Origin of the sequence: Janthinobacterium sp. SUN026, assembly GCF_030397625.1 — a bacterium.
Classification (GTDB): Bacteria; Pseudomonadota; Gammaproteobacteria; order Burkholderiales; family Burkholderiaceae_D; genus Janthinobacterium; species Janthinobacterium kumbetense.
This window is the reverse complement of the sequence record NZ_JAPQNU010000001.1, coordinates 1,224,389-1,248,114: the sequence shown is the minus strand read 5'-3', so window position 1 is coordinate 1,248,114 and position 23,726 is coordinate 1,224,389. Positions and strand designations below refer to the sequence as shown.

Sequence of the window (23,726 nt, the reverse complement as noted above, 5' to 3'; positions counted from 1 at the left end):
GGTGAAGGCTGGACTGGACGCTACTGGCGCCCCTCAGGCGGGAACGTCGGGCACCAACTGCATTTTCAGCAAGGTGATGTGATCCTTCAATTGCAATTTGCGTTTTTTCAGGCGGCGCAGTTGCAGCTCGTCATGGTGGCCATCGAGTATCAGCAACTCGATGACGGCATCGAGGTCGCGGTGTTCCACGTTGAGTTCAATCAGGCGCCGCTCTATTTGCTGTGCATCGCTCATGTGTTGCGTTCCAGGCAGTGTTGGTAACGGTGTTGGGAAACCGGCGCGCGCAGCGTACGCAGGCAGCCAGTGGGCGTAGTTTAACCTGCCGCGCGGCTTAGGGCACGCCCTTTCCGGCCTGCCCCCTGCGCGGCGGTGTTATTTGGCCGGCGGCACAGGTACAGCAACGGCCGGCGTGCTGGCAGCGGCGGCCGCCTTGGCAGCCTTGGCCTGCGCCTCGGCCTGACGCTCGGCCAGACGTTGCGCCACCCGTTTCTGGCGCGCCACGGCGTCAGCCTGCTTGCGGGCATAGGCTGCTTCGCGGGCGGCGCGGCGCGGGGCATCGGCAGCGTCGGCGGCAGCCTGTTTCGCCACCTTCGCCGCGTGCTCAGCCTCGCGCTCGGCCACGCTCTTGCCTTCCGGCTTGGGCGGCGCCGGCTCGGGCGCAACCACTTTCACGGGCTTGGGCAAGGCCGCGGCACGCTGTTCGGCGTCCAGGCGCGCACTTTCCTGCGTCCGGGCCAGGTCGATATCGCGCAGACGCACGGACTCGGCGCGCTTGAAGTAATTCGCTTCCGCTTCGACGGCGCGCAGGCGCACGAGGATCAGGCGGCGCTTTTCCTTGGCCTTGTCCAGGCAGTTATTCACGAAAAACTTGTCGTAGCACTCCAGTTCGCGCGCGGCAAACTCGTCTTCCGCCGCCGCGCGCTCGCTGGCGACCAGCTTCAGCTTGGCGTCCGCCTCGTCCACCGACAAGGTGGCAGGCACCTGCGGCGCGCCGACCTCATCCAACGCCGCGGCACCCTGGTGCGCGCAGGCGGACAACGCCAGGACCAGGCCCAGCGCCGCACCCAGCTTGTATAGTGTATTTGCCATCATGTTCCTTATCCCTGCCTCAAACGATCGCGTCGGCCGCGCCGCGCTGTTCTTTTTCCATGTATTCGCGCGATTGCATCTCGATGATACGCGAAACGGTGCGGTGAAACTCGTTGGCCAGCATGCCGTTCGTGTACAACTCATCAGGCGCCACTTCGGCCGACATGATCAGCTTGACCTTCTGGTCATAAAACACGTCGATCAGCCAGGTAAAGCGGCGCGCTTCGGACGACTGCGCCGCCGACATGGCCGGTATGCCGGACAATATCACCGTATGGAAGCGGCTGGCGATTTCCAGGTAATCATTTTGCGAGCGGGGACCGCCGCACAGGGTGGCGAAATCGAACCAGATAATGCCGCCGGCGCGGCGCAGGCAATGGATTTCGCGGCTCTCGATGCGGATGCGCGCGTCTTCGTCTGCCGTCTCGGCGATGCGCGTGTAAGCGTCGCGCAAAGCCTTGTCGGTCTCCGCGCCCAGCGGCGTGTAGTAGCTTTCCACCTGCTCCAGCGCGCGGCCGCGGTAATCGACGCCAGCGTCGACGTTCATCACGTCGAGCTTGTCCTTGAGCAGCGCGATGGTCGGCAGCATGCGGTCGCGGTGCAGGCCGTCCGGATACAGCAGGTCCGGGTCGTAATTCGAGGTCATGATGAAGGACACGCCGTTGGCGAACAGGGCCGACAGCAGGTTGTACAGGATCATCGCGTCGGCGATGTCGGAGACGTGGAATTCATCGAAACAGATCAAACGGTATTTCTTGGCGATGCGCTTGGCCACCTCGTCGAGCGGGTCGGCCACGCCTTTCAATTCATCGAGCTGCTGGTGCACGCCGCGCATGAATTCGTGGAAGTGCAGGCGCGTCTTGCGCACCAGGGGCACGACCGAGTAGAAACTGTCCATCAGGAACGATTTGCCGCGCCCCACCCCACCCCACATGTACACGCCTTTCGGCACGGCAGGACGGTTCAGCAGGCGCTTGAAGGTGCTCGAGCGCTGGCCCTTGTAGGCCACCCACTCGTCATAGCACAGCTGCAGGCGGTCGACCGCGCGCCGTTGGGCGGCATCGGCCTTGAAATCACGCTTCTGCAGCGCGTGCTGGTAAAACTCTTCTACGTTCATGGGATTCGCTTTAACGCACAGGGGCGCCGGCGGAAAAAATCCGCGAGCGCCCCCGTAGGACTAACTACAATTAAAAGTTCAACGTGCGCTTGTCAACCGCCAGTGCCGCTTCCTTGGTCGCTTCCGACAGGGATGGGTGAGCGTGGCAGATGCGCGCGATGTCTTCGGCCGAAGCCTTGAATTCCATCGCCACGACGGCTTCGGAAATCAATTCGGACGCCATCGGGCCGACGATGTGCACGCCGAGGATTTCATCGGTGGTCGCATCGGCCAGGAATTTCACCATGCCCGAAGTGTCGCCCAGCGCGCGCGCACGGCCGTTGGCCATGAACGGGAAGGTACCGGCCTTGTAGGCGATGCCTTCGGCCTTCAGGGTTTGCTCGGTCTTGCCGACCCACGCGATTTCCGGCGAGGTGTAGATCACCCAGGGAATCGTGTTGAAGTTGGTGTGACCGTGCTGGCCGGCGATACGCTCGGCCACGGCAACGCCTTCTTCTTCCGCCTTGTGCGCCAGCATCGGGCCGCGCACGACGTCGCCCACTGCCCACACGTTCGGCAGGTTGGTCTTGCAGTCGCCGTCGACGGCGATGAAGCCGCGTTCGTCCAGCTGCAGGCCGACCTTGTCGGCACCCAGGCCATTCGTGTTCGGCGTACGGCCGATCGAGATGATCAGTTTGTCGAACACGGCTTTTTGCGCTTCGCCCTTGGCGTCCACGAATTCCACGGTGACGTCTTTCTTGCCTGGCGTGATCGCACCGATCTTGCAACCGAGGTTGATCTTCAAACCTTGCTTGGTGAACAGCTTCGACGCTTCCTTGGCGATCTGCTCGTCGACAGCGCCCAGGAAGACCGGCAGGCCTTCCAGCACGGTGACGTCGGAACCCAGGCGGCGCCAGACGCTGCCCATTTCCAGGCCGATCACGCCGGCACCGATGACGCCCAGCTTGGCTGGTACGGCGTCGATGGCCAGTGCGCCCGTGTTCGACAAGATCAGTTTCTCGTCGAAGGGTGCGCCCGGCAGTTCGCGCGCGTTCGAACCCGTGGCGATGACCACGTGCTTGGCCGTCAGGGTTTCGTTGGCTTCGCCCGTCACGCTGATGTCATACGTGCCAGCGGCGGCGGCAGCGAAAGCGGCGCGGCCGTGGAAGAAGGCGATCTTGTTCTTCTTGAACAGGTACAGGATGCCGTCGTTGTTTTGCTTGACGACGGTGTCTTTGCGCTTGAGCATCTGGCCCAGGTTCAGCTTCAGGCCGGCGACGTCGATGCCGTGCTCGGCGAAGCTGTGGCCCGCGTGTTCGAAATGCTCGGACGATTGCAGCAGCGCTTTCGACGGGATGCAGCCGACGTTGGTGCAGGTACCGCCAGGCGCGGCGCCGCCCTTGGCGTTCGACCACTCGTCGACGCAAGCGACGGAAAAGCCCAGCTGCGCTGCGCGGATGGCGGCGATGTAGCCGCCAGGGCCCGCACCGATGACAACTACGTCAAATTGTTTAGTACTCATGTTTTGTTATTCCAATCTCTTCGTCTGGTACGAAAATCCACAATAGAAGGTAAATCACCACGCCGAAGCCGAAGGTCAATGTAAACAGGACGAAGACGAGGCGCCAGATCCACGCTTCCATGCCGGAAGCGCGACCCAGGCCGCCGCAGACGCCGCCGAGCCAGCGGTCGTTGCGCGACCGGCGCAGGCGGTTGAATTCCTGCACCAGGTCGTTCGCGGGGCCGGAAGCGGCGCCGGACGCGTTGTCCGGCTTGTCCAGGTTGATATTGCTCAGGAGCTTGGCTTTCGCTTGCGCGAATTCCGCGTCGCTCAGGGCACCTGCCAGGTGCAACTCGTGCAGACGCTTGATTTCTTCAGAGACGTTCATGGGAATCCTCTTTCATTGAGATCAGCCAGCTGCGTCTTCTGGCAAGGGGTATCAGCTACATTGCCCCGGCGGCTACGCCGGGGGACTACAGTGCTTACAGGTCCAGCAGCAGGCGTGCAGGATCTTCCAGCGCTTCTTTCATCGCCACCAGGCCCAGGACGGCTTCGCGGCCGTCGATGATGCGGTGGTCGTAGGACATGGCCAGGTAGTTCATCGGACGTACCACGATCTGGCCGTTTTCGACAACCGCGCGGTCCTTGGTCGCATGCACGCCCAGGATGGCCGATTGCGGCGGGTTGATGATCGGGGTCGACAGCATGGAGCCGAAGGTGCCGCCGTTCGAGATCGAGAACGTGCCGCCCGTCAGGTCGTCCAGGGTCAGCTTGCCTTCCTTGGCTTTCGCGCCGAATTCACCGATTTTTTTCTCGATGTCGGCGATCGACAGCTGGTCCGCGTTGCGGATGATAGGCACGACCAGGCCGCGTGGCGAACCGACAGCGATACCGATGTCGAAGTAGCCGTGGTAGACGATGTCGTTGCCGTCAACGGAAGCATTGATGATCGGGTATTTTTTCAGGGCGGCGACGGCGGCCTTGACGAAGAAGGACATGAAGCCCAGCTTGACGCCGTGCTCTTTCTCGAACTTGTCCTTGTACTTGTTGCGCAGGTCGATGACCGGCTGCATGTTCACTTCATTGAACGTGGTCAGGATGGCGTTCGTCGATTGCGATTGCAGCAGGCGCTCGGCGATACGTGCGCGCAGGCGGCTCATCGGCACGCGCTCTTCTGGGCGGTCGCCCAGGCTGGCGGCCGACGGCGTGGCAACTTGCTGCAGCGCTGGCTTGGCAGCGGCTGGCGCCAGCGGCGCAACAGCTGGCTTGGCGGAAGCGGCCAGGGCGTCGCCCTTGGTCACGCGGCCGTCTTTGCCCGAACCGGCGACGTCGCCAGCGGACAGGCCTTTTTCGGACAGGATCTTGGCGGCGGCAGGCATGGCGACATCGCCTTTGGTCGCAGCGGCTGGCGCGGACGCGGTAGCGGCGTCTTGCGCGGCGGCAGCCAGGGCTGGTGCAGGCACGGCCGACACTTCCATCGGGCTGACCTTGGCCGAGCCGTCGGTGTCGATGATGGCGATGACTTCGCCGGCGACAACGGTAGCGCCGTCAGCCTTGATAATTTGAACGATCACGCCAGCGGCTGGCGCCGGCAGTTCCAGCACCACTTTATCGGTTTCGATATCGATCATGTTTTCGTCGCGCGCAACTGCTTCGCCGACTTTCTTGTGCCATGCCAGCAGGGTCGCTTCTGCAACCGATTCCGACAACTGGGGAACTTTGACTTCGATTTGTGCCATGTAAAACTCCGTTTATTTTGTTATTGCGGCGCCGCCCCTGCGTAGCAAGGGCGGCGCTCCGTCACGATGTATGCGAACAGGCGCCATGCATACGCATGGCCCCCGTCATCCTGCCACTTACTTGGTCAGGATAAAACCCTTCAGCTTCGAGAATGCCGTTTCCAGCAGATCTTTTTGCTGGGCATAGTGCTTGTCATAGTAACCGACAGCAGGCGACGCCGAAGCAGGACGGCCGGCGTAAGCCAGACGTTGACCCGATTCCAGGCCTTCGAAGATGTTGTGCTGGATCTGGAACCAGGCGCCCTGGTTTTGCGGCTCGTCCTGCGCCCAGACGACTTCGACCAGGTTCGGGAACTTCTTCAGTTCAGCAGCGAACGACTTGTGCGGGAACGGATACAGCTGTTCCAGGCGCACGATGGCCGTGTCGGTCTGGCCGCGGGTCTTGCGTGCATTGACCAGGTCGTAGTAGACCTTGCCCGAGCAGGCGACCACGCGCTTGACTTTCTTGGCGTCGATTTTGTCGTCGACTTCGCCGATGACGGTCTGGAAACCGCCCTTGGCCAGGTCGGTCAGCGGCGAACCGGCATCCTTGTTGCGCAACAGCGACTTCGGCGTCAGGATGACCAGCGGCTTGCGGAACTGGCGCACCATCTGGCGGCGCAGCAAATGGAAGATCTGCGAAGCCGTCGTCGGCTGCACCACTTGCATGTTGTTGTCTGCGCACAGCTGCAGGAAACGCTCTGGACGCGCGGACGAGTGCTCAGGACCCTGGCCTTCGTAACCGTGCGGCAGCATCATGACCAGGCCAGAAGCGCGGCCCCACTTCACTTCGCCGGAGCTGATGAATTGGTCGATCACCACTTGCGCGCCGTTGGCGAAGTCGCCGAACTGGGCTTCCCAGATCGTCAGCGTGTTCGGTTCAGCGGTCGAGTAGCCGTATTCGAAGGCCAGTACGGCTTCTTCGGACAGCACCGAGTCGATGACGGTGAACGGCGCCTGGTTGTCCGACACGTTTTGCAGCGGAATGTAGGTACCCGCATCCCAACGCTCGCGGTTTTGGTCATGCAGGACGGCGTGGCGGTGCACGAACGTGCCGCGGCCGGCGTCCTGGCCCGTCAGGCGGATGGCGTAGCCGGACGATACCAGCGAAGCGTAGGCCAGGTGTTCGCCCATGCCCCAGTCCAGGTTCATTTCGCCACGGCCCATGGTGCCGCGGTCGCCCAGTACTTTTTCAACCAGCGAGTGGACCTTGAAGTCTTCCGGCACGGTGGTGATGCGGGTGGCCAGGCGTTTCAGTTCCGTCATCGGCACGGCGGTGTCGGCCGAATCGGTCCATTTCTTGTTCAGGAACGGCAGCCAGTCGACGGCGTACTTGTTCTTGAAGTTCGAGATGACCGGATCGACGGTGTGCTTGCCGGCGTCCATGGCGTCGCGGAAAGCGGCCACCATCTTGTCGCCGCCATCGGCAGGTATCACGCCTTGCGCTACCAGCTTGTCCGCGTACAGCTTGCGGGTGCCTGGATGCTGGCCGATCTTCTTGTACATCAGCGGTTGCGTCAGTGCCGGCGTATCCTGCTCGTTGTGGCCCAGCTTGCGGTAGCAGATGATGTCGAGGACGATGTCCTTCTTGAATTCCATGCGGTAGTCGAGCGCGATCTGCGTCGCCAGCACCACGGCTTCCGGATCATCGGCATTGATGTGCAGGACCGGTGCTTCGATCATCTTGACGACGTCCGAGCAGTACAGGGTCGAGCGGGCATCGCGCGGATCCGAGGTGGTGAAACCGATCTGGTTGTTGATCACGATATGCACCGTGCCGCCGGTATGGTAGCCACGGGTTTGCGCCAGATTCAGCGTTTCCATGACCACGCCCTGGCCGGCGAAAGCGGCATCGCCGTGCACCAGGATAGGCAGCACTTGCGCGCCTTGCGCATCGCCGCGGCGATCCATGCGGGCCTTGACGGAACCTTCGACCACAGGGTTGACGATTTCCAGGTGCGACGGGTTGAACGCCAGCGACAGATGGACCGGGCCGCCTGCGGTGGAGATGTCCGACGAGAAGCCTTGATGGTATTTCACGTCTCCGGCAGGCAGGTCGTCGCCATGCTTGCCTTCGAATTCTTCGAACAGTTCCTGCGGCGCCTTGCCCAGGGTGTTCACCAGTACGTTCAGGCGGCCGCGGTGGGCCATGCCGATAACGATTTCCTGCACGCCTTTTTCGCCGGCGCGCTGAATGGTTTCATCCATCGAGGCGATGAAGGTTTCGCCGCCTTCCAGGGAGAAGCGCTTCTGGCCCACGTAGCGGGTGTGCAGATAGCGTTCCAGGCCTTCAGCCGCGGTCAGGCGGTCGAGGATGTGGATTTTTTTCTCTGGGGTGAAATTCGGGGTGGAGCGGATCGCTTCCAGTTTCTCTTGCAGCCAGCGCTTTTCGGCCGGGTCGGAGATGTACATGAATTCGGCGCCGATCGAACGCGTGTAGGTATCGCGCAGATAGTTCAGCAGATCGCGCAGGGTGGCGGTCTCGGGGCCAAAATAGGTATTGCTGATGTTGAACACGGTGTCCATGTCCGCGTCGGTGAAACCGTAGAAGCTCGGCTCGAGCTCAGGGATCATCGGACGTTCCTGGCGTTGCAGCGGATCCAGGTTGGCCCAGTGCGAACCAAGGTAGCGGTAAGCGGCGATCAGCTGCGTGGCGGCGACGCGCTTGCGGCCCATTTCAGCATCGAAGGAAGCGGTCACGGTGCGGATCGGACCAGCTTTTGCGCGCTCGGCGAACGAGGCGACGACGGAGGCATGCGCCACGTCAGGCTTGTTGGTGCCATCGACGGCAGGCACGTGCTGCATTGCGTCGAAGTAGGAACGCCAGTTATCGGGTACCGAGCCTGGGTTGTTCAGATACGCCTCGTACAGGTCTTCCACGTACGGAGCATTCCCACCGAACAGGTAGGAGTTGGTCGTTAATTGCTGCATATATTGCTCACCTTTCTTCGCGCTTCGCGAGGAATTAGCGGGTTAATCTAACCTTCCGCGACACGGCCTGACCGGTTAGCGGATTGCACATCAAGTTGTGGGGAAGGGCTTTTTTATTGCACCAGCATTCTGCATACCGTCATTTAGAATAGCACGCGGTATTGTAACGCAACAACCGCTAGTTGAATTTTATTTGGCAAGCAAATGTAAGCTGTGTTGTTGATTTTCCCGGGCTTGCAAGCCTGTCACTGTTGCGCTTACAGCACATCGGCAGCCCTGCCGGCGTGCCGCTTGCGTCCAACTGGTCTGCCCGGCAACGGCGCCGCCGCGATGGCCGCCAGCCAATCGGGATCGCCGGCAAACCACTCCACCAGGAAGTCGAGCATGGTGCGCAGCAAGGGCGACATGTGCTGTCGCGAGGTGTAGATGCCGTAGATGCCCATGTCCTGCGGCTGATACGCGGGCAGGAGCTCCACCAGCTGCCCGCTGGCGATCAGCGGCGCGGCCGAATAGCGCGGCTGCATGGAGATGCCCGCCCCCGCCACCGTGGCCACCAGCAAGACCAGCGACTCATTCGCCGACAGGCGGCCGCTGACGGGAACAGTGAGCGCTTCCCCGTCGTGCGTGAACTGCCACAGGCTCTTGCCGAAATACGTGTACGTCAGGCAGTTGTGCAGGGCCAGGTCTTCCGCCCGGCGCGGCGTGCCGTGCGCCGCCAGGTACGATGGTGCGGCGCACACCACCGAAGCGCAGCTGGCCAGCTGGCGCGCGATCAGGTTCGGCTCGAGCGCGTTCGTGATGCGGATCGCCAGGTCGATGCGCTGCTCCACCAGGTTGACGGCGCGGTTCTCCATCTGCAGGTCGACGGCGGCGCGCGGGTAGCGCCGCAGGTAAGCGGTCACTGCGCCGGCCAGCGCCGTCTGCGCCAGCGATTGCGAGCAGGTGATGCGCAGCAAGCCGTGCGGCGTGTCGAGGCCCTCGGGCGAGGTGACGGCCATGGCGCCGGCCACTTCCAGCATCTGCCGGCAGCGCGCCAGGGTGGCCTCGCCCGCATCCGTCAGGCTCAAACGGCGCGTGGTGCGATGCAGCAAGCGCGCCCCCGCCCACTGCTCCATCTCGGCCAGGTAGCGCGTCACCATGGCGCGCGACATGTCGAGCGCGTCGCTGGCGGCCACCATGCTGCCACGCTCGGCGATGGCGACAAATACTTGTGCGGCGGTGATGCGGTCCATGCGGGTACTCCCTTGATTCATCCGATTCATGCAACTAAGTATTGCAATCTACCCTATTTCCCGTGTCTGGTCGAAAGGATAATATGCAAGAGAGTATCTAATATTGAAAGAATAATATGCTTGCACGCGCCGCCCTCCCCTTTCACCCCTCCCGCACGCTGGAGACCTTCCAACTGGATGTGCTGGGCCGCGCACCGTCCACCTCGCTGCTGCTGAGCGGCGTGGCGGACGCCATCCTCGTCAATACCCAGTTCCTGCGCGACGATGCGGCGCAGTTAGCGCACACCATCGCCGCCAGCGGCAAGCGCCTGACCACCATCTATATCAGCGCGGCCGAACCGCAAGCCTATTTCGGCCTGGGCGTGCTGCAGCAAGCTTTTCCGCAGGCCCATATCCTCGCCAGCGGCGCCACGGTCGAGGCGATACGCCGCCAGGCCGGCGCCAGGGTCGCCCACTGGGGCGGCATCCTCAAGCACAATGCGCCGCACCGCATCGTCCTGCCGCAACCCTATGAGGGCGACAGCCTGCAGCTGGAGGGCCGGCAGGTCGCCCTGCACCAGCTGGAAGCGGCCTTGAACTGAGGCTGGACCAGCGCTCCTATAAGGCGGCCAGGAAGCGTTCATACTCTTGCGCGCTGCGCGCCAGCCGCCCGGCATAACCCGTTTCCTTCGGCCCGTCTTCCGCACCATAGAAGGCAAAGAAGCGGCGGTTGTCGGCGCCGATATACGCCAGGGTGACATCGAACGGCGCCAGCAGCTGCGCCAGGGCGACCTTCCACTTGCCTTCCGGCGTGAAGTCTTCCTGGCGGATGCCTGCCGTGACGGCCAGCGCCACCTTGCGGCCCTTGAAGGCGTCGCCGCCCGTGCCGTAGGCCCAGCCATACGCCAGCACGTCATCGAGCCACCGCTTCAGCAAGGGCGGACAGTTAAACCAGTACACGGGGAACTGCAAGACCACATTGGCGTGCGCCTCCACCAGCGCCTGCTCCCGCGCCACATCGATATTTCCATCCGGATAAGCCCGGTGCACGTCGTGGAGGGTGTAGCGCTCGGGATGCTGCGCCAGCTCCTGCAGCCAGCGCTTGTTGGCGACCGATGTGTCGATCGAGGGATGGAAGACGATAACGAGGGTTTTCTTCATGCTGCTTTCCTGAGTATGGGATGGATGCACCGGACGCGCATGCACAGAAAAGCAGGCAAGCCGGTACCCTGCCCCAAGGCGCGCAGCACATGGCCGCGCGCCTGCAAGGGCAAAAACAGCATAACCATGGCGAGTACTTTCCACAAGTACGCACATTGATTACCCATACAGTATAAAAAGTAAGTTACTTTATTGCAGAAATCCCCTTTGCCAGGCATATCCGGATCAGGCAGGCTGGTGCCGTTCACCCCATTCGCACAAGGTATGCAGCACGGGGATCAGCGAAGCGCCCTTGCTTGAGAGGGAATATTCCACCTTGGGCGGCACTTGCGGATATTCCTTGCGGAGAATCAACGCATCGGCTTCGAGTTCCTTCAGGACCACGCTGAGGGTCTTGAAGGCGATGCCGCCGAGGTGTCGTTTGAGTTCGTTATGCCGCAGCACCGTGTTTTCCGCCAGCGCATACAGGATCAGCATCTTGTACTTGCCGCCGATCAGCGACAAGGTGTAGCCAAATGCCGTATCGCCCAAGGCTACGCCGCTGGGGGCGCATGTTTCGTCATTCATCGCGTTATGTTTTCTGTTGAAGCCAGGCCTGAGCATACCAGCCCGGCTTGCGGCCGGCGGTGCGGACAGGCATAAAAAAAGCGAGCCGCGAGGCTCGCTTTTGTGCGCCGGGCCGCAAGGCCCGGCAAGAACAATACGCGGTAACTTAAGCGCGCTTGTCCAGTGGCAATACTTCGCGCGTGGTCGAACCGACGAACAGCTGGCGCGGACGGCCGATTTTCTGTTCCGGGTCGGCGATCATTTCGTTCCACTGGGCGATCCAGCCGATCGTACGGGCCATGGCGAAGATACCGGTGAACAGCGATACCGGGATGCCCAGTGCGGATTGCACGATGCCCGAGTAGAAGTCGACGTTCGGGTACAGTTTGCGCGAAACGAAGTATTCGTCGTTCAGTGCAATCTTTTCCAGTTCCATCGCCAGCTTGAACAGTGGGTCGTCTTGCAGACCCAGTTCTTGCAGCACTTCGTAGCAGGTTTCACGCATCAGCTTGGCGCGTGGATCGAAGTTCTTGTACACGCGGTGGCCAAAGCCCATCAGCTTGACGCCGGAGTTCTTGTCCTTGACTTGCGCGATGAAGGCAGGGATGTTCTCGACGGTGCCGATTTCTTTCAGCATGTTCAGTGCCGCTTCGTTGGCGCCGCCGTGGGCAGGGCCCCACAGGCAGGCGATACCGGCAGCGATACAGGCGAACGGGTTGGCGCCCGACGAACCGGCCAGACGGACGGTCGAAGTCGATGCATTTTGCTCGTGGTCCGCGTGCAGGATCAGGATGCGGTCCAGAGCGCGCACCAGCACGTCGTTGACCTTGTACTCTTCGCACGGGTTGGCGAACATCATGTGCATGAAGTTGGCGCTGTACGACAGGTCGTTGCGTGGGTACACGAACGGCTGGCCGACCGAGTACTTGTAGGTCATGGCGACCAGGGTAGGCATCTTGGCGATCAGGCGGATGGCCGACACTTCGCGGTGACGCGGGTCGTTGATGTCCAGCGAGTCATGGTAGAACGATGCCAGCGCGCCGACGGTGCCCACCAGGACCGACATCGGATGCGCGTCGCGGCGGAAGCCACGGAAGAAGAATTGCATCTGTTCGTGCACCATCGTGTGCTTGGTGACGGTGTCGACGAACTTGGCTTTCTGCGCCGCGTTCGGCAGTTCGCCGTTCAGCAGCAGGTAGCACGATTCCATGAAGTCGGCGTTGACGGCCAACTGTTCGATCGGGTAACCACGGTACAGCAGCTCGCCCTTGTCGCCGTCGATGTAGGTGATTGACGAGTTGCAGGCGGCCGTCGACATAAAGCCTGGGTCGTAGGTGAACTTGCCGCTACCGGCGTACAGTTTGCGGATGTCGATGACGTCCGGGCCAACCGTGCCTTTGTAGATTGGAAATTCAAGCGATGGGCTGCCATCGGAGAACGACAGGGTAGCTTTTGTGTCAGAGATATTCATGGGCTCTTCCTTCTCGGGAGTGAGTCGAAATTAAAATCAAAAATTCTGGCTGCAATTCGCACCGCAATTCGGCAGTGCTACAGCGCGCCACTCGCACCGTTTGCAATATATCGCCCAGGCGTCTAGGCAATGCGCAGTCGTTGCAGCAGTGCGCGCACATGCGGCAGATCGACTTCGCCTTCCGGCTCTTTACGGGCCAGTACCAGATCCATTAACGCATTGTCCGATAAATCCAGCAAACGCGTCAGCGCGTCAACTTCTTCATCGGTCAATTCGGTTTCATACGCATCGAGAAAACGGGTCAGGATAATGTCGTTTTCCAGCAGGCCACGGCGTGAACGCCAGCGCAGGCGGGCGCGGTTGGCCGGGTCGGCCTGATGCGAGGACAAAATTGATTCTGTCATTTGGTTTACCACTTTACGTGTGCCTTGCGGCACGGTGCTGCTTTGCAGGCGCCGCCTGCAGGCAAGAGAGGATACCCTCTTCCCGCAAACGGCGCCCGGCGGACGCGATCAGGGTGATCAGATCGCGCGGCGGACCATCAATTCCTTGATCTTGCCGATCGCCTTGTTCGGGTTCAACCCTTTGGGGCAGACGTCGACGCAGTTCATGATCGAATGGCAGCGGAACAGGCGGTACGGGTCTTCCAGGTTGTCCAGACGCGCACCGGTGGCTTCGTCGCGCGAGTCGGCGATGAAGCGGTAGGCTTGCAGCAGACCGGCCGGGCCGACGAATTTGTCCGGATTCCACCAGAACGACGGGCACGACGTGGAGCAGCATGCGCACAGGATGCACTCGTACAGGCCATCGAGTTCTTCGCGCTGTTCCGGCGACTGCAGGCGCTCTTTTTCAGGCGGGATCGAATCGTTGATCAGGAAAGGCTTGATCGAATCGTACTGCTTGAAGAATTGCGTCATGTCGACGATCAGGTCGCGGATGACTGGCAGACCTGGCAACGGACGCAGCACGATAGGCTCCGACAGTTCGTTCAGATTGGTCGTGCATGCCAGGCCGTTCTTGCCGTTGATGTTCATCGCGTCCGAACCGCACACGCCTTCGCGGCACGAGCGGCGCAGGGCCAGCGAGTCATCGACGTCCGCCTTGATGCGCTGCAGTGCGTCGAGCAGCATCTTGTCGGTGTCTTTCAGTTCGACCGTCAGGTCTTGCATGTACGGCTTGGCATCCTGGTCAGGATCGTAGCGGTAGATTTTGAATTTGAGAGTGCGTGCCATGGTATAGCCTTAGAAAGTACGTGGTTTCGGTTTGAAGGTATCAACCGTCAGCGGCTTGGTCACGACTGGCTTGTATTCCAGTCGGTTGCCTTCCGAATACCACAGAGTGTGCTTCATCCAGTTGTCGTCGTCACGTTGCGGATGGTCGTCCTGGGCGTGGGCGCCGCGCGATTCCTTGCGGGCAGCTGCCGAAACGATGGTCGCTTTCGCCGTTTCGATCAGGTTGTCCAGCTCCAGCGCTTCCACGCGGGCCGTGTTGAAGACCATCGACTTATCCTTGAAGGAGACGTGCTTGCGGCGCTCGTCAAGCTTCATGATTTCTTCGACGCCCTTGTTCAGCATCTCGTCGGTACGGAACACGCCACAGTACTTCTGCATCGTTGCGCGGATGTCGTTCGCCACGCCCTGCACGGTTTCCGTGCCGGTCGAGTTTTCCAGGCGCGCCAGGCGGCCCATGGCGAAATCGGCTGCATCGGCTGGCAAAGGCTTGTTTTCCTTGGCTTTCAGGCCGCTGTTGACGATGTGGTTGCCGGCCGCGCGGCCGAAGACCACCAGGTCGAGCAGCGAGTTCGTGCCCAGGCGGTTGGCGCCGTGCACCGAGACGCAGGCGCATTCGCCGATCGCGTACAGGCCGTTGACAACCTTGGCCGAATTATCCGGACCGGTCGGGGTGACGACCTGGCCGTGGATGTTCGTCGGGATGCCGCCCATCTGGTAGTGAATCGTCGGCACGACAGGAATCGGTTCCTTGGTGGCGTCGACGTTGGCGAACTTGTGGCCGATTTCCAGGATCGACGGCAGGCGCTTGGCGATGGTGTCGGCGCCGATATGGCGCAAGTCCAGCATCACGTGGTCCTTGTTCGGACCGCAGCCGCGGCCTTCCTTGATTTCCTGGTCCATCGAACGCGAGACGAAGTCGCGCGGCGCCAGATCCTTCAGGGTCGGCGCATAGCGCTCCATGAAGCGTTCGCCTTCGCTATTGATCAGGATGCCGCCTTCGCCGCGCACGCCTTCGGTGATCAATACGCCCGCGCCGGCCACGCCGGTCGGGTGGAACTGCCAGAATTCCATGTCCTGCAGCGGCAGGCCGGCGCGTGCCGCCATGCCCATGCCGTCGCCCGTGTTAATGAAGGCGTTGGTCGACGCGGCGAAGATGCGGCCTGCGCCGCCCGTTGCCATGACCGTCGTTTTTGCTTCCAGGATCATGCATTCGCCGGTTTCCATTTCCAGCGCGACAACACCGATCACGTCGCCTTCGGCGTCACGGATCAGGTCGAGCGCCATCCATTCGACGAAGAAGTGCGTACGGGCGCGCACGTTGCGCTGGTACAGGGTGTGCAACAGGGCGTGACCGGTACGGTCGGCTGCCGCGCAAGCGCGCTGCACCGGCTTTTCGCCGAAGTGGGCCGTGTGGCCGCCGAATGGACGCTGATAGATGGTGCCGTCAGGGTTGCGGTCGAATGGCATGCCGAAGTGTTCCAGCTCGTACACGACTTTCGGTGCTTCGCGGCACATGAATTCGATGGCATCCTGGTCGCCCAGATAGTCGCCACCCTTGACGGTGTCGAACATGTGCCAAAACCAGTTGTCTTCGGCCATGTTGCCGAGCGACGCGCCGATACCGCCCTGCGCCGCAACGGTGTGCGAGCGGGTCGGGAAAACTTTCGACAGAACTGCGACGTTCAGACCGGCTTCAGCCAGTTGCAACGACGCGCGCATGCCGGAACCGCCGGCGCCAACGATTACCGCATCAAAGCGGCGGGTAGGGATTGCAGATTTATATGCTGCCACGATTACACACTCCAGAGTATCTGTACCGTCCAGCCGGCACAAGCGATCAACCACAGCATGGTGGCAATTTGCAGGGTCAGACGGAGGCCAGCGCTTTTCACGTAGTCCATCCAGATGTCGCGTACGCCGACCCATGCGTGGTAGAACAGGGCGACGAAGGTCACCAGGCTGAACAATTTAAACCACTGCTGTGCGAACAGACCAGCCCAGCCTTCATAGCTGAAGTTGCTGCCGGTCAGGAAAGAAATAAGCAGGATGGCAACATAGGCCACCATGACGATGGCGGTAACGCGTTGCGCCAGCCAGTCGCGCAAGCCGTAATGGGCACCGACGACGAGGCGTTTCGGTCCGATATTATTGTCTGCCATGTTTAAAATACTCCAAACAGTTTCAAAGCGACCAAAGCCGTCAGCACCAGGCTCACGACCAGCACGGAGGACGCGGTCTTGCGTGCCGAATCTTTTTCGATGGCAACGTGCACATCCATGAACAGGTGGCGGATGCCGGCGCAGAAGTGGTGCAGGAAGGCCCAGACCAGACCCAGGGTGATCAGCTTGACGAACCAGTGCGAGGCGATGCCCTGGAAGTAGGCATACGACATTTCGGAACGCAGGCTCAGTTCCAGCATGTACAGGATGCACGGCAGCAAGGCGAAAATGATGAAACCGCTGATGCGATGCAGGATCGAGACGATGGCGCCGACAGCCATGCGGTAGTTCGACAATTCGGTAACATGAATGTTACGGAATTGCGGCCGTTCTTTTTTTGGTACTTCTCTTACGGCTTCAGACATAACAAAAACCTCCCCTTTGAATTTCAACTAAATATTGAAGCCGCGATTTTCGCCGATTTTCGCAACCCATACCAATATCTATTGTTACATATAACCAAAATGGTTTTTTACTACAAAATACCGCGCTACTTTCCGTAGTTCACGTAATTTAATTACAGAATCGCCGGCAAAACACGGCCCGCCGGGGCGGGCCATGCTGTCGCTGCGCTTTCCGTTGTCTCCGTTGCCAGCCTTGCGGCAGGCATCTTGCAAGCGATGCACTTCAGCCTTGCTGCTTGTTCGGACGCCCACGGGCGCCCCGCCGCTTCAGCTGAGTTCATTCTGATAATGATGACGACTGGTCAGGTACAAGCCCCGGCGCAGTTCGACCGGCTTGTCGCCGTAGGTAAACGACACGCGCTCGGAACTGAGCAAGGGCGTGCCGAGGTCGATATTTAACAATTGCGCGGCGCCCGCGTCGGCGCACACGGCGCGGATCTGTTCGGACGCGCGGATCATGCGCGTGCCAAATTCCGTTTCGAACAGGCCGTACATGGGGCCCTTGTATTCCACCAGGCGCTCGGCCGTCAGGCCCTTGAAGATCAGGCCGGGCAGCCACAATTCCTCGACGATGGTCGGCACGCCGTCGAAATACTGCACGCGCTTGATGAAGATGACGGCGTCGCCGGACTTCAGGTCCATCAGGCGCGCCACGTCGGCCGGCGCGCGCACGCGCTTGACTTCGATAAACTTGCTTTCGGGATAATGCGGCACGCCTTCGTCCGGCACCAGGCGCAGGAAGCGGAAATGTGCGCGCGCCTCATGGTGGGTGGACACGAAGGTGCCCTTGCCCTGGCGGCGCATGACGAGATTCTCGGCGGCCAGTTCATCGATGGCCTTGCGCACCGTGCCCTGGCTGACCTTGAAACGGCCCGCCAGCTCGACTTCGCTGGGAATCAGTTCGCCCGGCTTCCATTCGCCCGATTGCAGGCTCTGCGTGATGAGCGCCTTGATCTGCTGGTACAGGGGACTGAAGGTGGGCGAGGCATTCGCGGCAGGCGCTGGCACGGCAGCGGTGGCATTGACGCTGGCAACAGGGGCGGAGGCGGTGCTGGCCGCTGCGGCAACAGGCGTGGCCGGGGTGCCCGCGGTCGGACTGACCGCCCCGCTTGCAGCAGTGGCATTGTTGGTCAGATTGGACGAGGCGGAATTCATAGTCCGACATTTCAACACAAATCACTGCCCGCGTCCAGTAAAACACACGCAGTTATCTGTCTTATATAAGACATAAGATATGATTGACAGATAGAGATCGGAGGCCTAAACTGCCCTCGATAAAACTTGTGAGCCAGCGTTTTATGTTGTCGGCCAGCCACTCTGGCCTCGTGCAGCACAAGCGTGACGGCAGCGTACACCAGCAATTCGGTGGCGCGGGCCGGTTTTGGTATCATTATAGTTTTTCCGGATAAGCGTAAGCCCAGCTTCAAGCCCGTTTTCTTTCCCATTTTTGGAGATTCATCATGGCTAAAACCCCAATGCGTGTTGCAGTGACCGGCGCCGCCGGCCAGATCGGCTACGCCCTGTTGTTCCGCATCGCCAATGGCGACATGCTCGGCAAAGACCAGCCTGTCATCTTGCAATTGCTTGAAATCCCGGACGAAAAAGCCCAGAAGGCGCTCAAGGGCGTGATGATGGAAATCGACGACTGCGCGTTCCCGCTGTTGACGGAAATGACCGCCCACTCCGATCCGCTGACCGCCTTCAAGGATGTCGACGTGGCCGTACTGGTTGGCGCGCGTCCACGCGGCCCAGGCATGGAACGCAAGGACCTGCTGGAAGCGAACGCCCAGATCTTCACCGTGCAAGGCAAGGCGCTCGACGCCGTCGCTTCGCGCAACGTCAAAGTGCTGGTGGTCGGCAACCCTGCCAACACCAATGCCTACATCGCCATGAAATCGGCGCCATCGCTGCCGGCAAAAAACTTCACCGCCATGCTGCGCCTGGACCACAACCGCGCGCTGTCGCAAGTCGCTGCCAAGACCGGCACCGCAGTGAAAGACATCGAAAAGCTGACCGTGTGGGGCAACCACTCGCCAACGATGTACGCCGACTACCGTTTCGCCACCGTGAACGGCAAGGCTGTCAAGGACCTGATCAACGACCAGGAATGGAACGCCAACACCTTCCTGCCAACCGTCGGCAAGCGCGGCGCGGCCATCATCGAAGCGCGCGGCCTGTCGTCGGCAGCGTCGGCAGCGAACGCCGCCATCGACCACATCCATGACTGGATGCTGGGCACCGCCGGCAAGTGGACCACCATGGGCGTTCCTTCGGATGGCTCGTATGGCATTCCTGAAGGCACCGTGTTCGGCTTCCCGGTCACCACCGACAACGGTGAGTACACCATCGTTCAAGGTCTGGAAATCGATGCATTCTCGCAAGAGCGCATCAACCTGACCCTGAAAGAACTGACCGAAGAGCGCGAAGGCGTGAAACACCTGCTGGCGTAAATCCAGTATTGGCGGCGCGGCCTGAGCGCCGCCCGCCAAGAAGGCCGCCCGCGACATTCGCGGCGCGGCTGTTTTCTCAAGTAGTTTTTACCTGCAGAAATGCCTTAAGCATGCACCCTTCCGAGGTTTTATTCCAAGGCAAACGCCAGCCGCTGTTGCTCGCCGCTTGCGACCACTACGCCGGCTCTGAAAAGCTGATGCGTAAATCGATTGCTTTGCAACAAGAGCTTGGCCCCCTGTTCGACATCACGTTCGACTGCGAAGACGGCGCCAGCGCCGGCAATGAAGAATCCCACGCCCACATGATCGCCGGCCTGCTGGCCAGCGACGAGAACCAGTTCAACCGCATCGGTGTGCGCGTGCACGACGTCGACAGCCCGTTTTTCGCGCGCGATGTGGAAATCATCTGCAGCGCCGCGTCCCGCCTGGCCTATATCGCCGTACCCAAGGTGGGCGGCGTGCAGGATGCCATGCTGGCCATCGACCTGATCAACCTGCACGCGCGCCGCGCCGGCCGCGACAACCTGCCCGTGCATATCCTGATCGAGACGCATGGCGCGCTGCGCGACGCCTACGCGATCGCCGCCCTGCCCCAGGTCGAATGCCTGTCCTTCGGCATCATGGATTTCGTTTCGGCCCACTACGGCGCCATTCCCGCCGCCGCCATGCGCACGCCGGGCCAGTTCACGCATCCGCTGGTGGTGCGCGCCAAGCTGGAAGTGGCCGCCGCCTGCCACGCGCACGGCAAGGTGCCGTCGCATAACGTGACGACGGACGTGCGCGATTCGGCCGTGGTGGCAAATGACGCCCAGCGCGCGACAGCCGAGTTCGGCTACACGCGCATGTGGAGCATCCACCCGGACCAGATCAAGCCCATCATCAAGGCCTTCACGCCGCGCCTGTCCGAAGTCAACGAAGCCAGCAATATCCTCAATGAAGCGCTGCGTGCCAACTGGGGACCGATTGCGCAAAATGGCCGCTTGCACGACCGCGCCAGCTACCGATATTATTGGACCGTTTTGCAACGCGCCAAACTGGCAGGCCTCGGCCTGCCCGAGGCGGCCGCTGCATTGCTCAACACCCCCTCTTCCAGCACCACTGAAAACTGACAGGAATTACACGATGTCCCTCTCCAAATTAGCCATTGCCTGCAGCGTCGCGCTGGGCGCCATGACCCTCACGCTGGCGCCGGCCAGCTTCGCCGCCACGGACACCAAGGAGCCGGCAAAAGCCAAGGCCGTCAAGGCCAAGCCGAAAGCCAAGGCCACCAAGGCCAAAGCTGCCGCCAAGGAAGCGCATCCGCTCGCCATGTCGGTGGTCGACAAGGAAGAGTCCGATGAGCCGGACACCGCCGGCTCCGCTTCCACCGATTTTAATTGTGAACTTGGTAATAAAATTACCATCTACACCAATGCGACTGACGACAAACACATCGCCCTGCGCTGGAAGAAGCGCCTGCACCGCCTGAGCCGCGTGGGCACCACCACCGGCGCCAACCGCTTCGAGAACCGTTTATATGGTCTCGTCTGGATCGGCATCCCGGCCAAAGGCATGCTGCTCGATTCCAAGCAGGGCCGCCAGCTGGCCAATGAATGCAAGGATGCGGAGCAAGCCAAGCCAGCGGCAGTGGTGGAAGCCGCACCATCGCTGGGCGTGCTGCCGGCGACCGGCGGCTGATGTGAGCAGCAAGGGCCTCTTCGGGGGCTCAGTCATGTTTTGTAATTTGAATAATCAATAAATAGACGATACCCAACAAGGAGAGGTCATGTCCCGCAACACTCTGAACACGCTCAAGGACTTTAATATTTCGGATAGCAAGAAGGGCAAGCTGTACTCCCTGCCTGCGCTGGAAAAAAGCCTGGGCATCAATGTCTCCCGCCTGCCAGTGTCGATTCGTATCGTGCTCGAATCGGTATTGCGCAACTGCGACGGCAAAAAAGTCACCGAAGAACACGTCAAGCAATTGGCGAGCTGGGGCCCGACCGCCGAGCGCACCGACGAGATCCCGTTCGTAGTGGCGCGCGTCGTGCTGCAAGACTTCACCGGCGTGCCCCTGCTGGCCGACCTGGCAGCGATGCGCAACGTGGCCGCCAAGATGGGCATCAACGCGAAGAAAATCGAACCGCTGGTGCCGGTCGACCTGGTGGTCGACCACTCGGTGACCATCGATCACTACCGCGAAAAGAAAGCGCTGGACCTGAACATGAAACTGGAATTCTCGCGTAACAACGAGCGTTACCAGTTCATGAAATGGGGCATGCAAGCCTTCGACACCTTCGGCGTCGTGCCACCAGGCTTCGGCATCGTCCACCAGGTCAATCTGGAATACCTGGCACGCGGCGTGCACCACGCAGGCAAGAAAGCCGGCGACGTGTACTACCCTGACACCCTGGTCGGCACCGACTCGCACACCACCATGATCAACGGCATCGGCGTGGTCGGCTGGGGCGTGGGCGGCATCGAGGCGGAAGCCGGCATGCTGGGCCAACCGGTCTACTTCCTGACGCCAGACGTCATCGGCGTGAACCTGTCGGGCGCGCTGCGCGAAGGCTGCACCGCCACCGACCTAGTACTGACCATCACCGAACTGCTGCGCAAAGAGAAAGTCGTTGGCAAGTTCGTCGAATTCTTCGGCGAAGGCACGGAATCGCTGACCCTGACCGACCGCGCGACGATCGCCAACATGGCCCCGGAATACGGCGCGACCATGGGCTTCTTCCCTGTCGACGAAGCCACCATCGATTACTTCAAGGGCACTGGCCGCAGCAAGGCTGAAATCGCCGCGTTCGAAGGCTACTTCAAGGCGCAAAACCTGTTCGGCGTGCCAAAAGCGGGCGACATCGACTACACCCGCGTGGTGGAACTGAACCTGGCGTCGGTCGCTCCGTCGCTGGCCGGCCCGAAACGCCCGCAAGACCGTATCGAAATCGGCAACGTCAAGGCGAACTTCGCCGAGCTGTTCGCCAAGCCAACGACGGAAAACGGCTTCAACAAGAACCCGGCCGACCTGGCTGCCGTGTACGAAACGACGAACGGCGTAAAAGTGTCGAACGGCGACGTGCTGATCGCCGCGATCACCTCGTGCACCAACACCTCGAACCCGAGCGTGATGCTGGCTGCCGGCCTGCTGGCCAAGAAAGCAGTGGAAGCCGGCCTGAAAGTCGCTCCGCACATCAAGACCTCGCTGGCCCCTGGCTCGCGCGTCGTGACCGAGTACCTGACGGCCGCCGGTCTGCTGCCATACCTGGAAAAACTGGGCTTCGGCGTGACCGCCTACGGCTGCACCACCTGTATCGGCAATGCGGGCGACCTGACGCCTGAGCTGAACGCAGCGATCGCCACGCACGACATCGTCGCGTCGGCCGTGCTGTCGGGCAACCGTAACTTCGAAGCGCGTATTCACCCGAACATCCGCTCGAACTTCCTCGCTTCGCCACCGCTGGTCGTCGCTTACGCCATCGCCGGCAACATGACGCGCGACCTGATGACGGAACCAGTCGGCAAGGGCAAGGGCGGCAAGGACATTTACCTGGGCGACATCTGGCCGACCTCGGCTGAAGTCTCGGCCATGATGAAGTTCGCCATGAACGCCAAAGTGTTCAAGGACAACTACGCGGACGTCAAGGGCGCGCCAGGCAAGCTGTGGGAGAAAGTCACCACCGTGTCCGGTCAAGTCTACAACTGGCCGAAATCGACCTACATCGCGGAACCACCGTTCTTCGACAACTTCTCGATGACGCCAGCGGCAGTGGCCACCGGCATCGAAGGCGCGCGCGCACTGGGCGTGTTCGGCGATTCCATCACCACCGACCACATCTCGCCAGCCGGCTCGATCCAGGAAAACGGTCCTGCAGGCAAGTGGCTGAAGGAAAACGGCGTCCTGAAAGCGGACTTCAACTCCTACGGCTCGCGTCGCGGCAACCATGAAATCATGATGCGCGGCACGTTCGCCAACGTGCGCATCAAGAACCGCATGATCCCTGCGAAAGCGGACGGTTCGGCAGTCGAAGGCGGCATCACGATCCACCAGCCTTCCGGCGAAGAAATGTCGATCTACGACGCAGCGATGAAATATGTTGCTGAAGGCACGCCAACCATGGTCTTCGGCGGCGAAGAGTACGGCACGGGCTCGTCGCGCGACTGGGCAGCCAAGGGCACCCAACTGCTGGGCGTGAAAGCCGTGATCACCCGTTCGTTCGAGCGTATTCACCGCTCGAACCTGGTGGGCATGGGCGTGCTGCCGCTGCAATTCATCGGCGACGACAGCGTGCAAACCCTGGGCATCACCGGCAAGGAAACCTTCGACCTGAAAGGCCTCGAAGGCGAAATCAAGCCACAGCAACTGGCTACCCTGGTGATCCACCGCGCCGACGGCTCCAGCCAGGAAGTCAAAGTCCTGCTGCGCATCGATACGCCGATCGAAGTCGACTACTACAAGCATGGCGGTATCCTGCCATTCGTGTTGCGTCAACTGCTGGCCGAGTAATCAGCCCAGCTGTGAGGTAAGATAAAAGCGCCGGTTCCGACCGGCGCTTTTTTTCGTCCCGGCACCCCGTTTTTCCTTGAAATTCAGACTATTGGCATGATCTAAGGACAGCTTACGTATTGCGTGCGGCTGAATCCTCTACAATACGGTT

The 23,726-nt window shown here is 61.1% G+C and carries 22 protein-coding genes; 5 read left to right on the top strand and 17 right to left on the bottom strand.

Annotated elements, in window-relative coordinates; all coding sequences use genetic code 11:
* Positions 1 to 33 precede the first annotated feature (33 nt).
* The 8 genes from OX459_RS05635 to OX459_RS05600 form a co-directional block, all read right to left on the bottom strand.
* Positions 34 to 234, bottom strand: a complete 201-nt coding sequence (locus OX459_RS05635) for a DUF465 domain-containing protein (protein WP_034752051.1) — start codon at positions 232 to 234, stop codon at positions 34 to 36.
* A gap of 138 nt (positions 235 to 372) precedes the next feature.
* On the bottom strand, positions 373 to 1,089 hold the full coding sequence (locus OX459_RS05630; protein WP_289904151.1) for a hypothetical protein: 717 nt from the start codon (positions 1,087 to 1,089) through the stop codon (positions 373 to 375).
* A gap of 19 nt (positions 1,090 to 1,108) precedes the next feature.
* The gene (zapE, locus tag OX459_RS05625; protein WP_099667077.1) at positions 1,109 to 2,206 is read right to left on the bottom strand and encodes a cell division protein ZapE; all 1,098 of its coding nucleotides are present in this window, start codon (positions 2,204 to 2,206) and stop codon (positions 1,109 to 1,111) included.
* A gap of 70 nt (positions 2,207 to 2,276) precedes the next feature.
* Complete coding sequence (gene lpdA / locus OX459_RS05620) at positions 2,277 to 3,707, bottom strand: dihydrolipoyl dehydrogenase (protein WP_034752057.1); 1,431 nt, start codon at positions 3,705 to 3,707, stop codon at positions 2,277 to 2,279.
* The gene (locus OX459_RS05615; protein WP_077407361.1) at positions 3,697 to 4,074 is read right to left on the bottom strand and encodes a PspC domain-containing protein; all 378 of its coding nucleotides are present in this window, start codon (positions 4,072 to 4,074) and stop codon (positions 3,697 to 3,699) included. Before OX459_RS05615 ends, lpdA begins: the two co-directional genes overlap by 11 nt.
* 94 nt (positions 4,075 to 4,168) lie before the next feature.
* Complete coding sequence (gene odhB, locus OX459_RS05610) at positions 4,169 to 5,425, bottom strand: 2-oxoglutarate dehydrogenase complex dihydrolipoyllysine-residue succinyltransferase (RefSeq protein ID WP_230542174.1); 1,257 nt, start codon at positions 5,423 to 5,425, stop codon at positions 4,169 to 4,171.
* Positions 5,426 to 5,542: 117 nt separating this feature from the next.
* Entirely contained in the window at positions 5,543 to 8,395 is a 2,853-nt protein-coding gene (locus tag OX459_RS05605; RefSeq protein WP_034789088.1) for a 2-oxoglutarate dehydrogenase E1 component, read from the bottom strand.
* 257 nt (positions 8,396 to 8,652) lie between these two features.
* Positions 8,653 to 9,627, bottom strand: coding sequence for a LysR family transcriptional regulator (locus tag OX459_RS05600; protein ID WP_289904149.1), 975 nt, complete (start codon positions 9,625 to 9,627; stop codon positions 8,653 to 8,655).
* Between the two features lie 116 nt (positions 9,628 to 9,743).
* Here OX459_RS05600 and OX459_RS05595 point away from each other — a divergent pair, with 116 nt between their 5' ends.
* The gene (locus tag OX459_RS05595; RefSeq protein ID WP_289904148.1) at positions 9,744 to 10,208 is read left to right on the top strand and encodes a hypothetical protein; all 465 of its coding nucleotides are present in this window, start codon (positions 9,744 to 9,746) and stop codon (positions 10,206 to 10,208) included.
* 16 nt (positions 10,209 to 10,224) lie between these two features.
* On the opposite strand, the gene OX459_RS05590 is transcribed toward OX459_RS05595, so the two are convergent.
* The 9 genes from OX459_RS05590 to OX459_RS05550 form a co-directional block, all read right to left on the bottom strand.
* Positions 10,225 to 10,767 carry an NAD(P)H-dependent oxidoreductase gene (locus OX459_RS05590; protein ID WP_289904147.1) on the bottom strand — a complete coding sequence of 181 codons (543 nt, stop codon included), beginning with the start codon at positions 10,765 to 10,767 and terminating at the stop codon, positions 10,225 to 10,227.
* Between the two features lie 225 nt (positions 10,768 to 10,992).
* Entirely contained in the window at positions 10,993 to 11,334 is a 342-nt protein-coding gene (locus OX459_RS05585; RefSeq protein ID WP_289904146.1) for a helix-turn-helix domain-containing protein, read from the bottom strand.
* A 145-nt stretch (positions 11,335 to 11,479) separates the two neighbouring features.
* Positions 11,480 to 12,784 carry a citrate synthase gene (gltA, locus tag OX459_RS05580; protein WP_099667070.1) on the bottom strand — a complete coding sequence of 435 codons (1,305 nt, stop codon included), beginning with the start codon at positions 12,782 to 12,784 and terminating at the stop codon, positions 11,480 to 11,482.
* A gap of 122 nt (positions 12,785 to 12,906) precedes the next feature.
* Positions 12,907 to 13,188 carry a succinate dehydrogenase assembly factor 2 gene (locus OX459_RS05575; RefSeq protein ID WP_034752073.1) on the bottom strand — a complete coding sequence of 94 codons (282 nt, stop codon included), beginning with the start codon at positions 13,186 to 13,188 and terminating at the stop codon, positions 12,907 to 12,909.
* A gap of 117 nt (positions 13,189 to 13,305) precedes the next feature.
* Positions 13,306 to 14,016, bottom strand: coding sequence for a succinate dehydrogenase iron-sulfur subunit (locus tag OX459_RS05570; protein ID WP_034752075.1), 711 nt, complete (start codon positions 14,014 to 14,016; stop codon positions 13,306 to 13,308).
* A 9-nt stretch (positions 14,017 to 14,025) separates the two neighbouring features.
* The gene (gene sdhA, locus OX459_RS05565) at positions 14,026 to 15,807 is read right to left on the bottom strand and encodes a succinate dehydrogenase flavoprotein subunit (RefSeq protein ID WP_099667069.1); all 1,782 of its coding nucleotides are present in this window, start codon (positions 15,805 to 15,807) and stop codon (positions 14,026 to 14,028) included.
* Positions 15,808 to 15,809: 2 nt separating this feature from the next.
* The gene (gene sdhD / locus OX459_RS05560; RefSeq protein ID WP_034752078.1) at positions 15,810 to 16,175 is read right to left on the bottom strand and encodes a succinate dehydrogenase, hydrophobic membrane anchor protein; all 366 of its coding nucleotides are present in this window, start codon (positions 16,173 to 16,175) and stop codon (positions 15,810 to 15,812) included.
* A gap of 2 nt (positions 16,176 to 16,177) precedes the next feature.
* Complete coding sequence (sdhC, locus tag OX459_RS05555) at positions 16,178 to 16,600, bottom strand: succinate dehydrogenase, cytochrome b556 subunit (RefSeq protein WP_034752080.1); 423 nt, start codon at positions 16,598 to 16,600, stop codon at positions 16,178 to 16,180.
* Positions 16,601 to 16,906: 306 nt separating this feature from the next.
* Positions 16,907 to 17,794: a GntR family transcriptional regulator gene (locus OX459_RS05550; RefSeq protein ID WP_289904145.1), complete on the bottom strand. Its 888-nt coding sequence runs from the start codon at positions 17,792 to 17,794 to the stop codon at positions 16,907 to 16,909.
* A gap of 305 nt (positions 17,795 to 18,099) precedes the next feature.
* Between OX459_RS05550 and OX459_RS05545 the strand changes: the two genes are divergently transcribed.
* The 4 genes from OX459_RS05545 (at position 18,100) to acnA (ending at position 23,575) form a co-directional block, all read left to right on the top strand.
* Positions 18,100 to 19,089 (top strand): malate dehydrogenase, encoded by a 990-nt coding sequence (locus tag OX459_RS05545; RefSeq protein ID WP_034789110.1) that lies wholly within the window; start codon positions 18,100 to 18,102, stop codon positions 19,087 to 19,089.
* 110 nt (positions 19,090 to 19,199) lie between these two features.
* A complete protein-coding gene (locus OX459_RS05540; RefSeq protein WP_289904144.1) occupies positions 19,200 to 20,198 on the top strand; it encodes an aldolase/citrate lyase family protein in 999 nt (332 codons plus the stop codon).
* A gap of 13 nt (positions 20,199 to 20,211) precedes the next feature.
* Positions 20,212 to 20,766 (top strand): hypothetical protein, encoded by a 555-nt coding sequence (locus OX459_RS05535; RefSeq protein ID WP_099667066.1) that lies wholly within the window; start codon positions 20,212 to 20,214, stop codon positions 20,764 to 20,766.
* Positions 20,767 to 20,854: 88 nt separating this feature from the next.
* Entirely contained in the window at positions 20,855 to 23,575 is a 2,721-nt protein-coding gene (gene acnA / locus OX459_RS05530; RefSeq protein WP_099667065.1) for an aconitate hydratase AcnA, read from the top strand.
* The last annotated feature ends 151 nt before the right edge of the window (positions 23,576 to 23,726 follow it).

What these genes read in the sequence shown, in the direction of transcription:
- OX459_RS05635 (WP_034752051.1), bottom strand. Translation starts at nt 234, where the DNA reads ATGAGCGATGCACAGCAAATAGAGCGGCGCCTGATTGAACTCAACGTG.
- OX459_RS05630 (WP_289904151.1), bottom strand. Translation starts at nt 1,089, where the DNA reads ATGGCAAATACACTATACAAGCTGGGTGCGGCGCTGGGCCTGGTCCTG.
- zapE (WP_099667077.1), bottom strand. Translation starts at nt 2,206, where the DNA reads ATGAACGTAGAAGAGTTTTACCAGCACGCGCTGCAGAAGCGTGATTTC.
- lpdA (WP_034752057.1), bottom strand. Translation starts at nt 3,707, where the DNA reads ATGAGTACTAAACAATTTGACGTAGTTGTCATCGGTGCGGGCCCTGGC.
- OX459_RS05615 (WP_077407361.1), bottom strand. Translation starts at nt 4,074, where the DNA reads ATGAACGTCTCTGAAGAAATCAAGCGTCTGCACGAGTTGCACCTGGCA.
- odhB (WP_230542174.1), bottom strand. Translation starts at nt 5,425, where the DNA reads ATGGCACAAATCGAAGTCAAAGTTCCCCAGTTGTCGGAATCGGTTGCA.
- OX459_RS05605 (WP_034789088.1), bottom strand. Translation starts at nt 8,395, where the DNA reads ATGCAGCAATTAACGACCAACTCCTACCTGTTCGGTGGGAATGCTCCG.
- OX459_RS05600 (WP_289904149.1), bottom strand. Translation starts at nt 9,627, where the DNA reads ATGGACCGCATCACCGCCGCACAAGTATTTGTCGCCATCGCCGAGCGT.
- OX459_RS05595 (WP_289904148.1), top strand. Translation starts at nt 9,744, where the DNA reads ATGCTTGCACGCGCCGCCCTCCCCTTTCACCCCTCCCGCACGCTGGAG.
- OX459_RS05590 (WP_289904147.1), bottom strand. Translation starts at nt 10,767, where the DNA reads ATGAAGAAAACCCTCGTTATCGTCTTCCATCCCTCGATCGACACATCG.
- OX459_RS05585 (WP_289904146.1), bottom strand. Translation starts at nt 11,334, where the DNA reads ATGAATGACGAAACATGCGCCCCCAGCGGCGTAGCCTTGGGCGATACG.
- gltA (WP_099667070.1), bottom strand. Translation starts at nt 12,784, where the DNA reads ATGAATATCTCTGACACAAAAGCTACCCTGTCGTTCTCCGATGGCAGC.
- OX459_RS05575 (WP_034752073.1), bottom strand. Translation starts at nt 13,188, where the DNA reads ATGACAGAATCAATTTTGTCCTCGCATCAGGCCGACCCGGCCAACCGC.
- OX459_RS05570 (WP_034752075.1), bottom strand. Translation starts at nt 14,016, where the DNA reads ATGGCACGCACTCTCAAATTCAAAATCTACCGCTACGATCCTGACCAG.
- sdhD (WP_034752078.1), bottom strand. Translation starts at nt 16,175, where the DNA reads ATGGCAGACAATAATATCGGACCGAAACGCCTCGTCGTCGGTGCCCAT.
- sdhC (WP_034752080.1), bottom strand. Translation starts at nt 16,600, where the DNA reads ATGTCTGAAGCCGTAAGAGAAGTACCAAAAAAAGAACGGCCGCAATTC.
- OX459_RS05550 (WP_289904145.1), bottom strand. Translation starts at nt 17,794, where the DNA reads ATGAATTCCGCCTCGTCCAATCTGACCAACAATGCCACTGCTGCAAGC.
- OX459_RS05545 (WP_034789110.1), top strand. Translation starts at nt 18,100, where the DNA reads ATGGCTAAAACCCCAATGCGTGTTGCAGTGACCGGCGCCGCCGGCCAG.
- OX459_RS05540 (WP_289904144.1), top strand. Translation starts at nt 19,200, where the DNA reads ATGCACCCTTCCGAGGTTTTATTCCAAGGCAAACGCCAGCCGCTGTTG.
- OX459_RS05535 (WP_099667066.1), top strand. Translation starts at nt 20,212, where the DNA reads ATGTCCCTCTCCAAATTAGCCATTGCCTGCAGCGTCGCGCTGGGCGCC.
- acnA (WP_099667065.1), top strand. Translation starts at nt 20,855, where the DNA reads ATGTCCCGCAACACTCTGAACACGCTCAAGGACTTTAATATTTCGGAT.